Below are 11950 nucleotides of genomic sequence, written 5' to 3' on the forward strand. Positions count from 1 at the left end.
AGTATTTATAGTCGATTTTTTTTAAGAATGGTTATATTTGTCTGTTTTATAAAAATCGAATATTTAAGAGTATAATTATATGAGCGAAGAAGTTAAGAAAAACAATTATTCGGCAGACAGTATTCAGGCACTAGAAGGAATGGAGCACGTAAGAATGCGTCCTTCCATGTATATTGGAGATACTGGAGTAAGAGGTTTACACCACTTGGTGTATGAAGTAGTAGATAACTCTATCGATGAAGCTCTTGCCGGTCATTGTGATACAATTTATGTAGCTATAAACGAAGATAATTCCATTAGTGTAGAAGATAATGGTCGTGGTATTCCAGTTGATATCCACAAAAAAGAAGGAGTTTCAGCTTTAGAGGTTGTAATGACTAAAATTGGTGCTGGAGGTAAATTCGACAAAGATTCATATAAAGTTTCTGGAGGTTTGCATGGTGTAGGGGTTTCGTGTGTTAACGCACTTTCTGACCACTTAAGAGCTACAGTTCATAGAGAAGGAAAAATTTATGAGCAAGAATACGAAAGAGGTAAAGCACTTTATCCAGTAAAACAAATCGGAACTACAGATAAGAGAGGAACAATTGTAACTTTCAAACCTGATGGAACTATTTTTACACAAACTTTAGAGTATTCTTACGATACGTTAGCTTCTCGTTTACGCGAACTTTCTTTCTTAAATAAAGGAATTACAATCACTTTAACAGACAAAAGAGACGTAAACGAAAAAGGTGAATTCAGAACAGAAACTTTTCATTCTAAAGAAGGATTAAAAGAGTTTGTTAAGTTCTTAGATGGAAACCGTGTGCCAATTATTGGTCACGTAATTTCGATGGAGAACGAAAAAGGTGAAATTCCAGTAGAAGTAGCTTTAATTTATAATGAAAGTTATTCAGAAAACATTTTTTCTTATGTAAACAATATTAATACTCACGAAGGAGGAACGCATTTACAAGGTTTCCGTATGGGATTAACTCGTACGTTGAAAAAATATGCCGATGCTTCTGGGTTGTTAGATAAATTGAAATTTGAAATTTCTGGAGATGATTTCCGTGAAGGTTTAACAGCAATTATTTCGGTAAAAGTTGCAGAACCTCAATTCGAAGGTCAAACAAAAACAAAACTTGGAAATAGAGAAGTAGTTTCTCCAGTTTCGCAAGCGGTTGCAGAAATGTTAGAGAATTATTTGGAAGAAAATCCAAATGATGCTAAAATTATAGTTCAAAAAGTAATATTGGCTGCTCAAGCACGTCATGCTGCTAAAAAAGCACGTGAAATGGTGCAACGTAAAACCGTTATGGGTGGCGGTGGATTACCAGGTAAACTTTCAGATTGTTCTGAGCAAGATCCGGCAAGATGTGAAATTTTCCTTGTTGAGGGAGATTCTGCGGGTGGAACTGCAAAACAAGGTCGTGATAGAGCATTTCAAGCAATTTTACCATTACGTGGTAAGATTTTAAATGTTGAAAAAGCAATGCATCACAAAGTATTCGAAAACGAAGAGATTCGTAATATTTTTACAGCACTTGGAGTTACAATCGGTACAGAAGAAGATAGTAAAGCTTTAAATATTTCTAAATTACGTTATCATAAAGTAGTCATCATGTGTGATGCCGATGTCGATGGTTCTCACATTTCTACTTTAATTTTAACTTTCTTCTTCAGATTTATGAAGGAGTTGATCGAAGGAGGACACGTTTATATAGCAACACCACCTTTATATTTAGTTAAAAAAGGAAACAAGAAAGAATATGCTTGGAACGATGACCAACGTGATTTAGCTAATGAAAGAATGGGAGGTAGTGCGGCTATTCAACGTTATAAAGGTCTTGGGGAGATGAACGCTGAACAATTATGGGAAACAACTTTAAATCCTGAATATAGAACACTTCGCCAAGTAACTATTGATAGTTTAACTGAAGCAGATAGAGTGTTTTCTATGTTAATGGGAGATGAGGTTCCACCACGTAGAGAGTTTATAGAGAAAAACGCTGCTTACGCTAAAATTGATGCGTAAACTAGTATATATAATAGGAATGTTTGTAGCTTTCTTTTTTAGTCAAAAAAGTAAGGCTCAAACTTTAAATGAACAAATAGGGTATCTGTTAGCAGATGCCCTTTTCTATTCAGATAAATACATAACTCCAGCAACTGATGCTGCGGTTTATCAAGCTTCCTCTTCTTGGATGAATTCGGCAAAGAAGAAAGAAAAATGGAAATTTGATTTAGGAATACATGTTAATACATTTATCGTTCCAAAAAAAGATAGAGAATTTCAAATAAGTAATGATGATTTTCAGTTTTTTCAAATTGAAAACGCTGAAACAGCGGTAGTTCCTTCTACTTTAGGAAACGACAATCAAGTTTATTTAGTTGGAGATTTAGATGGTCAAGAAGTAAGATTTAAAACTCCAGAAGGAATCAATCAAGAAGTTGTGGTTTATCCTTATTTGCAAGCTAGTTTAGGATTGCCTTATGGTTTTGAACTAGTAGGAAGATATTCAACCCGAACAAAACTTAAAAAAGGAGATTATCAAGTTTATGGCTTTGGATTAAAACATAACTTTAGTCAATACTTTAAAAAGTTAGAAGAAAAAAAAATCAATATATCATTTCTTACTGTTTATTCAAATGAAGAGATTCGATTTGATTTTTTAGATGTTCAAACTGCAACATTTGGAAATTTAGGACTTGATAGTTTTAGTAGTAAAATTAACACTTTTCATTTTCAATTAGCTTTTTCAAAAGAAATTAAAGATTTTGAGATTATAGGGAGTTTTATAACAAATGTTAGTAATTTTAATTTTGAAGTTTATAGTGATAGTTCAGAGCCATCTTTATTTCTTGATCCAATAAATCAAATTATTCCTCAACTAGAAGAAACAAAATGGAATGCCATGGGTGAAATTTCAGGTAGATATCAAATAAGCAAAATTTATCTGCAAAGTTCAATTGCTTTTGGTAAATTTGTAAACGCAAACCTTGGAGTTCAATATCAATTTTAATTTAACAATTTTTAATATACACAACAAAATGAAAGTAACAATAGTAGGTGCGGGTAACGTTGGTGCAACATGTGCAGATGTTATTTCGTACAGAGGAATTGCAAGCGAAGTAGTATTAGTAGATATCAAAGAAGGTTTTGCTGAAGGTAAAGCTATGGATATCATGCAATGTGCTACTACAACTGTATTCAACACACAATTAAGCGGAACAACAGGAGATTATTCAAAAACAGCAGGAAGTGATGTAGTAGTTATTACATCGGGAATTCCAAGAAAACCAGGTATGACTCGTGAGGAGTTAATCGGTATCAATGCAGGAATCGTTAAATCGGTTGCGGATAATGTATTAACACATTCTCCAAATGCTATTATTGTTGTAGTATCTAATCCAATGGATACAATGACATATTTAACTTTAAAAGCAACTGGATTACCTAAAAATAGAGTAATTGGAATGGGTGGAGCTTTAGATAGTTCTCGTTTCAAATATTTCTTATCAAAAGCTTTAGATAAACCAGCTAATGATGTTCAAGGAATGGTTATTGGTGGTCATGGTGATACAACTATGATTCCATTAACAAGATTGGCTTCTTATAATGGAGTGCCAGTTTCTAATTTCTTATCTCAAGCAGAATTAGACAAAGTAGCTGCTGATACTATGGTAGGTGGTGCTACTTTAACAGGATTGTTAGGTACTTCAGCTTGGTATGCTCCAGGTGCATCTGTAGCGTATTTAGTAGATAGTATTTTAAATAATCAAAAACGTATGATTCCATGTTCAGTATTCTTAGAAGGAGAGTATGGACAAGAAGATATTTGCATGGGAGTACCATGTATTATTGGAAAAAATGGTGTTGAAAAAATCGTTGATGTACAATTAAATGATGCTGAAAAAGCATTATTTGCTAAAAGTGCAGAAGCAGTTCGTAATATGAACGCAGATTTAAAATCAGTATTGTAATTTTATTTCAATATAGAATTAAAAAACTGTCAAGAAATTGGCAGTTTTTTTTTGTTTTATACAATTTTAAAAATGACTTAAAAATGTGTTTTTTAGGGTGAATCAAGAAGTTTTTAACAATAATTTCGCTAATGTGAAATACTTTTTTTAGTTGCAAGTGTTTCATTATTAGGTTCTAATAGGGTTTTGTGGGTAAACTTCGATAAAAAGGCTATTTTAATCTAAAATAAAATTGCTTAATCCTATTGTAAATTATATATTTGTCCGTTTTTATAAAATAGAATAAATAAATTTTAGAATAATGCAGAATAGAGGACTAATTAAATTTTTCGCAATTATCTTTGCTTTGGTATGTGTATACCAGCTTTCTTTTACTTTCGTAGCGAATAGTATTGTTTCTGATGCAAAAGCTTTTGCTAAAGGAGATACTGCTAAAGAATTACGCTATTTAGATTCTATAGGGAAAGAAAAAGTATACTTAGGTCATACTTACAAAGAAGTTACAAATAACCAAATAAACAAAGGTCTTGACTTAGAAGGAGGATTAAACGTAATTCTTCAAATTTCAGTTAAAGATGTTTTAAAGCAATTGGCTAACGATTCTAAAAATCCAGCTTTCAACAAAGCTTTAGCTGATGCAAAAGCAAATCAACAAGGAAATCAAGATTATATTGATGCTTTCTTTGAAGCTGCAAATGCTGCTAATGTTAAGTTAGCTGCTGCTGATGTTTTTGGAAACAGAAACTTAGATGAAGTAATCAAGTTTGATATGACTAACAAACAAGTTGAGCCAATCATCAAACAAAAAGTTCAAGAATCTGTAGAAAGTGCTTTCAAAGTATTAAGAGAGCGTATCGATAAATTTGGAGTTACTCAACCTAATATCCAATTATTAGGAAATTCTGGAAGAATTTTAGTTGAATTACCAGGTGCTAAAGATATTGACCGTATTAAGAAATTATTACAAAGTACGGCTCAATTAGAGTTCTGGGAAACTTATAAAATAGAAGAAATCGGGCAATATTTAATGTCAGTTGAAGAGGCATTAAAGAAAACAGAAGTTGCTGTTAAAGAAGCTCCTGCAAAAACAAATAGTATTGATTCATTATTAACTGATAAAGCTGATACTACAGCTGCTGCTAAGAATAGTCCTTTCTTAGGTAAAATGTTAGCTCCAGGTCAGCAAGGTTCTCCGTTTGTAGGTGTTTTTGCTACTAAAGATACTGCTGCAATCAATGCTTACTTCAAAAGAGATGATATTAAAGCGTTATTACCTGCTAACTTAACTAATGTTAAATTTGCTTGGGGAAAAACGAACGAGAAAACTCCAGATCAAACTGAGTTATATGCATTAAAAGGAACAAGAGATAATGTTGCTCCTTTAAGTGGTGGTGTAATTGTTGATGCAACAGATACATTTGACCAATTAGGTAAGCCAGCTGTTTCTATGCAAATGAATGGTAATGGTTCAAGAAAATGGGAACAAATTACAGGTGCTGTTTCTCAACAAGGAAATGCAATTGCAATTGTTTTAGATAATATTGTGTATTCAGCTCCTGGAGTTAGTAAAGGTGCAATTACTGGTGGTAGATCAGAAATTTCTGGAAACTTTACAATTGAAGAAACAAAAGACTTAGCAAACATTTTAAGAGCTGGTAAATTACCTGCAGCTGCTGAAATTGTTCAGTCAGAAGTTGTAGGACCATCTTTAGGTCAAGAAGCTATTGATAATGGTATGATTTCATTCGTTATCGGATTTGCTCTTGTATTATTATGGATGGTAGTTTACTATGGTAAAACTGGTTTCTATGCTAACTTAGCGTTATTAGTAAATATTTTATTCATTTTTGGAACATTAGCAAGTTTTGGTGCTGTATTAACATTACCAGGTATCGCAGGTATCGTATTAACAATTGGTATGGCGGTAGATGCTAACGTAATCATCTTTGAAAGAGCTAAAGAAGAATTAGATAGTGGTAAAACGGTTCAAGAAGCAACTGATTATGCATTTACATGGAAAGGAGCTATGTCTTCTATCATCGATGCAAACGTTACTACTGCAATTACAGCTATCATCTTATTAGTATTTGGTACAGGACCAATTCAAGGTTTCGCTACTACATTATTAATTGGTATTTTTACTTCTGTAATTACAGCTGTATTCATTACAAGAATGTTCTTAGATTGGAGTTTAAGCAGAAATGAAAAATTAGCTTATTCTACTTCATTAACTAAAACTTGGTTCAAAAACTTAAATATCGATTTCTTAGGTAAAAAGAAAATTGCTTACGCTATTTCTGGAATCTTAGTTGCTTTGAGTATTTTCTCATTAGTTACTAAAGGATTAAACCAAGGTGTTGATTTTGTAGGAGGAAGAACTTACCAAGTGCGTTTCGATAAACCTGTTTCTGCTCCAGAAGTTACAGCTGATTTAGTTGCTGTTTTTGGAAGTGCTGAAGCAAAAGTTTATGGTAATACAAATCAGTTAAAAATTACTACTAAGTATAAAATTGAAGACGAAGGAGAAGGAGTAGATAAAGAAGTTAACCAAAAATTATACGAAGGATTAAAGAAATATTTACCTGCTGATTTAACTTACGAGAAATTCGCTAATTTATACGAAGGTAAAACAGTTGGAATTTTATCTTCTGGAAAAGTTACTGGTACAATTTCAAAAGATATTAAAACAAACTCTTTATGGGCAGTTTTAGGATCGTTATTCGTTGTATTTGCTTACTTAATGATTAGTTTCCGTAGATGGCAGTTTGGATTCTCAGCAGTTGTTGCTGTAGCTCACGACGTTATCATTGTATTAGGTATTTTCTCATTCTTCTATACAATTTTACCTTTCAATATGGAAATTGACCAAGCGTTTATTGCTGCAATTTTAACGGTTATTGGATATTCATTAAATGATACGGTAATTGTATTTGACAGAGTTCGTGAATTCTTAGACTACAATTCGTCTCCAGACTTTAAAGGATTAGTAAATAAAGCTTTAAATACTACATTAAGTAGAACAATTAATACTTCTGCTACAACATTAGTTGTATTAGTTGCAATCTTCATCTTTGGAGGTGAAACTATCAGAGGTTTCGTATTCGCTATCTTAGTAGGTATTTTAGTAGGAACTTATTCATCTTTATTCATTGCAACTCCGGTAATGCAAGATACAATTGGTGAAAAAGAAGGTCGTAAAATGGCTGAATTCAAAAAAGAAGACTAAACAATTAGTTATCATAATAGAGAAAAGTCCTGATTTATGTCAGGACTTTTTTTATATTTATAATTCTAAAACATTTATATATGAAAACTAAATTTCTTTTAATTGCCTTTGTGTTAGTATTGATGTCTTGTAATCAGAATCAATTGTTTGATAAATTTAATAGCGATTTTACAGACAATCGTTGGGAAGTTAGTGATGTTAAATCATTTGAGTTTGAAAATAAGCAATCTGAAGGCACAAGTGATTTAAAACTACATTTTGGTCACATAAGAGGATTTCAGTTTAAAGAAGTGCCTTTAGAAGTGGAAATTACATCTCCAGATGGTAATGTCGAAAAATTGCCTGTGATTTTAAAACTAATGGATGAATCAGGGAATGATTTAGGAGATTGCTCTGGTGATATTTGTGACGTTTATCAAAGTATTAAGACTTTTGAAAAACTTGAACAAGGAAAGTATAAGGTTGCTGTGAAAAGTACTTTCGCTGGACCTTTTTTACCTAATGTTCTTGGAGTTGGAATTATAGTAGAAAAACAGAAATAAAAAAGTCGGTTAGAATTTCTAACCGACTTTTTTTATTATAATGTAGATTGTTAAACCTCTTTGTTTTCTTTAGCTTTTATTACAAAGTAAAGTCCAATAAATATAAACGGAATACTTAACCATTGTCCTGTTGAAAGCGCATTAAAAATAGGATATTGTTCAAAACCTCCTTGACTTTCTTTTACAAACTCTACTACAAATCGTATCGACCATAATAAGACTAAGAACAATCCGAATAAGTAACCAGGTTTGTTTCTAGCATTAGTTTTCCAATATAAAAACATCAATATTGCAAATACAAAAACGTAACATATAGCTTCGTATAACTGAGCTGGGTGTTTTGGTGTTACTGTAGCTAATAATTCTGAAAATTGAGGATTGGTTTCAATGGCTTTGTAAGCTTCAGAAACATCTCCAATTTGAGTTTTTTCCATTGCATCTCTAGCGTTAAATTTATCTCTTAAGAATTTAATTCCAAACGATGAAGTGGTTTCAGTTCCTACAATTTCAGAGTTCATAAAATTTCCTAATCGAATGAAAATGGCGCCTAATGAAACCGGAATTACAATTCTATCTAAAATCCATAAAAAAGAACGTTTTATAACTCTTCTTTGGATGTAAAACATCGTAATAATGATACCAATAGCTGCTCCGTGACTAGCTAAACCGGCAAAACCAGTAAAGTGTAATGTAGGTTTTGTACTTATTGGTAACAATATACTTAATGGGTCTTCATGAAATAACTCGGATTGATAAAAAATTACATGTCCTAATCGAGCTCCTAACATAGTTGCTACTAAAGTGTAAACAAATAACTTATCTAATGATTCAACTGATTCGTTTTCTCTTAAGAAAATAGGTTTCATAACATACCAACCTAATCCAAAAGCCAATACCCAAGATAAGCTGTAAAAACGTAACATGAAAAAACCTAAATCAATTCCTTCGGAAGGATTCCAAACCATATTAAGTGCGTGTATCATATTTTTAATATCTGATTAAAGCGTAAAAATAAATATTATTATTGGGAAACATGTTAAAATTCCGATAAGAAATTTTCAAAGTCAATTTAGTGATTGAAACTTCTAAATCTAAAATCAAGGAACTGGATCGTAACCGCTTCTTCCCCAAGGATGGCAACTAAAAATTCTTTTTAAAGCTAACCAACCTCCTTTGAAAATGCCATGTTTTTGTAATGCTTGAATTGTATAGGTTGAACAAGTAGGTTCAAAACGACATGTTGCGGGTGTTAATGGAGAAATGACAACTTGATAAAATCGTACCAATAAAACAAATGGAAATATTATCCACTGTTTTAAAGTTTTCGGATTTGAAGAAGTGTGATTGCTACACATGGTTTTGAATTCTATTAGATAAAAAAAGAATCTCATAAAGAGATTCTATATATTTAAAATTAAGCACTAAAAGTAGTGCCGTCTTTTCCGTCTTTTAATTGTATGCCTAATGCTAATAATTGATCTCTAATTTGATCCGATAAAGCAAAGTTTTTGTTCGCTCTCGCTTCGTTTCTCATTCCAATTAGCATTTCGACTACACCGCTTAATTTTTCAGTGGTATTTGAATTTCCTGAAGCTTCATTGCTAATTCCCAATACATCAAATAAAAAACTTGAAATGGTATTTTCTAATAGTTGAATATCTTCTTGAGTAAGCGATTCTTTTCCGTCGTTTACTAAGTTGATGAATCGAGCGCCTTCAAACAATTGTGCTATCAATATAGGAGTATTAAAATCATCATTCATAGCATCATAACAACTTTGTTTCCATGCAGCAATATCTAAAGTAGAAGTTTTGCCGGCTTTTAACATTGGAATTAATTTGTATGAATCCATTAAACGGTTGTATCCTTTTTCGCTAGCCAACATTGCATCGTTTGAAATATCTAGAACACTTCTATAATGCGCTTGTAAGAAACAAAAACGAACAATATTTGGTTGGAATGGTTTTTCAAAGAATGTATTTTCACCAGTTACTAACTCCATTGGAAGAATATAGTTGCCAGTTGATTTGCTCATGCGTAAACCATTCATCGTTAACATATTAGTATGCATCCAGAAATTTACTGGAGAATGACCGTTACAAGCTTTACCTTGAGCAACTTCACACTCATGATGTGGGAATTTTAAATCCATTCCGCCACCGTGAATATCGAAAGTTTCTCCTAAATATTTTGTACTCATTGCAGTACACTCTAAATGCCATCCTGGGAAACCTTCTCCCCAAGGAGAATTCCATCTCATAATATGAGCTGGTGATGCATTTTTCCAAAGTGCGAAATCTTGAGGATTTTTCTTTTCGTTTTGTCCGTCTAAATCACGTGTATTAGCAAAAAGTTCTTCGATGTTACGATTACTCAATTCGCCATAATTCATTCCTTTCTGGTTGTATGCAAAAACATCAAAATAAACAGAACCTTTGCTTTCGTATGCAAATCCAGAATCAATTAATTTTTGAGTTAATTCAATTTGTTCTAAAATATGACCAGTTGCGGTTGGTTCAATCGTTGGTGGAAGAAAATTAAATGTGTCTAAAACTTTATGAAAATCAACAGTATATTTCTGAACGATTTCCATTGGTTCTAATTTCTCCAAGCGCGATTGTTTTACAAAACGGTCATTATCAACATCGCCATCATCAGTTAAGTGACCAGCATCGGTTATATTTCTAACGTAACGAACTTTGTATCCTAAATGTAATAGATATCTAAAAATAACATCAAACGACATAAATGTTCTCACATTTCCTAGGTGAACATTACTGTAAACCGTAGGTCCGCAAACATACATACCAATATTTCCTTCATGAATAGGAGTGAAGGTTTCTTTTTCGCTAGAAAGGGTGTTGTATATTTTTAATGTATGATTTTTATATAATTCCATTATTGCAATTGCTCAATATTTGTATTTATTGATTTCTAAATTCTAACTTCAGAATTCTAGATTAAAATTGTGTATCTAATTTAATGTAGTCTAAAAATTCTCTACGAACTTTTTCTTCTTTAAATTGTCCTCCAAATTCAGATGTAACTGTGCTACTTTCGATATCACGAATTCCTCTAGAGTTTACACATAAATGTTTAGCATCTATTACGCATGCAACATCTTCAGTTCCTAAAACTTTTTGTAATTCTTGAACAATTTGAATAGTTAATCTTTCTTGTACTTGAGGTCTTTTTGCAAAATAATCTACAATACGATTCATTTTTGATAAACCAACTACAGTACCATTAGAAATATAAGCAACATGAGCGCGACCTACAATAGGAAGTAAGTGGTGTTCACAAGTTGAATAAACAACAATGTTTTTTTCAACTAGCATTTCACCATATTTGTATTTGTTGTCAAATGTAGATGAACCTGGTTTTTTGCTAGGATTTAAACCGCCAAAGATTTCTTTTACAAACATTTTAGCAACACGGTTAGGTGTTCCTTTTAAGCTATCATCAGTTAAATCTAAACCTAATGTATTTAAAATGCTTTCAACATCTTTTTTTATTAATTCTATTTTTTCATCATCAGAAATGTTAAAAGCATCGTCACGCAAAGGAGTTTGAGCGCTAGTAGCGATATGGTCATTTCCTATTTCGTCCTGAAAATCCTCGTTTAATGTCATTGTACTAATTGATTTTTTTTAGCAATTTTAAAAGTGATGCAAAGATAATTAATAAACTTTAAAATTCGTTTTTAAATGTTAATTATTGAAAAAAAAGTAAACTAGTTTAATTTTTTGTTAAATTTGTGACGCTATACATAATTATCAAACTATAACTAATAATGAAAAAAATTTTACTTTTAAGTGTTATTCTTTTATTTCAATTTAGTTTTTCTCAATCAAAACTCGATTTAAAGGCGCCAATTTTAAAGGCAATTACAGTTGAGAAAATTGCTGATACTAAATTTGATTACATTAATAATGCTCAAGTTTCATGGGATTTTACTTCAACAGATTTGAAAGGAAAACAAGTTTCAATTGAAGTGGTTACCATTTACGATTGTTTTAATGAAGAAAATGCATCTGATTTTAAATCAAAATTTTCTGTATTAAATAAAGATAATTTTAAGGTTAAAGGAAATTATCAATTAATACATTTAGATGTAATGGCTAAATGTTTCAAGTGGAGAGTAGTTGTTAAAGAGGCGAAGTCAGAACAAGTTTCAGATTGGTCTTATTTTTCATTTTTAAAATAAATCATG

The 11950-nt window shown here is 31.7% G+C and carries 10 protein-coding genes; 6 read left to right on the forward strand and 4 right to left on the reverse strand.

Annotated elements, in window-relative coordinates:
* The first annotated feature begins 79 nt into the window (after nucleotides 1-79).
* The 5 genes from gyrB to LOS89_RS03655 all read left to right on the forward strand — a co-directional run bounded on the left by gyrB (nucleotide 80) and on the right by LOS89_RS03655 (nucleotide 7737).
* On the forward strand, nucleotides 80-2020 hold the full coding sequence (gene gyrB, locus LOS89_RS03635) for a DNA topoisomerase (ATP-hydrolyzing) subunit B (RefSeq protein ID WP_231836466.1): 1941 nt from the start codon (nucleotides 80-82) through the stop codon (nucleotides 2018-2020).
* Entirely contained in the window at nucleotides 2013-3008 is a 996-nt protein-coding gene (locus tag LOS89_RS03640; RefSeq protein ID WP_231836467.1) for a DUF6588 family protein, read from the forward strand. The genes gyrB and LOS89_RS03640 overlap by 8 nt, the downstream gene beginning before the upstream one ends.
* Nucleotides 3009-3036: 28 nt before the next feature.
* A complete protein-coding gene (mdh, locus tag LOS89_RS03645; RefSeq protein WP_231836468.1) occupies nucleotides 3037-3969 on the forward strand; it encodes a malate dehydrogenase in 933 nt (310 codons plus the stop codon).
* Nucleotides 3970-4270: 301 nt separating this feature from the next.
* Complete coding sequence (secDF, locus tag LOS89_RS03650; RefSeq protein WP_231836470.1) at nucleotides 4271-7195, forward strand: protein translocase subunit SecDF; 2925 nt, start codon at nucleotides 4271-4273, stop codon at nucleotides 7193-7195.
* Between the two features lie 80 nt (nucleotides 7196-7275).
* A complete protein-coding gene (locus LOS89_RS03655; protein ID WP_231836472.1) occupies nucleotides 7276-7737 on the forward strand; it encodes a gliding motility lipoprotein GldH family protein in 462 nt (153 codons plus the stop codon).
* Nucleotides 7738-7787: 50 nt separating this feature from the next.
* On the opposite strand, the gene lgt is transcribed toward LOS89_RS03655, so the two are convergent.
* From lgt to folE, 4 genes are all read right to left on the reverse strand, one after another.
* A complete protein-coding gene (lgt, locus tag LOS89_RS03660) occupies nucleotides 7788-8720 on the reverse strand; it encodes a prolipoprotein diacylglyceryl transferase (protein ID WP_231836473.1) in 933 nt (310 codons plus the stop codon).
* A gap of 114 nt (nucleotides 8721-8834) precedes the next feature.
* A complete protein-coding gene (yidD, locus tag LOS89_RS03665; protein WP_231836474.1) occupies nucleotides 8835-9092 on the reverse strand; it encodes a membrane protein insertion efficiency factor YidD in 258 nt (85 codons plus the stop codon).
* 59 nt (nucleotides 9093-9151) lie between these two features.
* Nucleotides 9152-10636 carry a cysteine--tRNA ligase gene (cysS, locus tag LOS89_RS03670; protein WP_231836476.1) on the reverse strand — a complete coding sequence of 495 codons (1485 nt, stop codon included), beginning with the start codon at nucleotides 10634-10636 and terminating at the stop codon, nucleotides 9152-9154.
* Between the two features lie 61 nt (nucleotides 10637-10697).
* Nucleotides 10698-11369: a GTP cyclohydrolase I FolE gene (gene folE, locus LOS89_RS03675; RefSeq protein WP_231836478.1), complete on the reverse strand. Its 672-nt coding sequence runs from the start codon at nucleotides 11367-11369 to the stop codon at nucleotides 10698-10700.
* Nucleotides 11370-11530: 161 nt separating this feature from the next.
* On the opposite strand from folE, the gene LOS89_RS03680 reads away from it, so the two are divergent.
* Nucleotides 11531-11944, forward strand: coding sequence for a hypothetical protein (locus LOS89_RS03680; protein ID WP_231836480.1), 414 nt, complete (start codon nucleotides 11531-11533; stop codon nucleotides 11942-11944).
* The last annotated feature ends 6 nt before the right edge of the window (nucleotides 11945-11950 follow it).

Origin of the sequence: Flavobacterium channae (assembly GCF_021172165.1) — a bacterium.
GTDB lineage: Bacteria > Bacteroidota > Bacteroidia > Flavobacteriales > Flavobacteriaceae > Flavobacterium > Flavobacterium channae.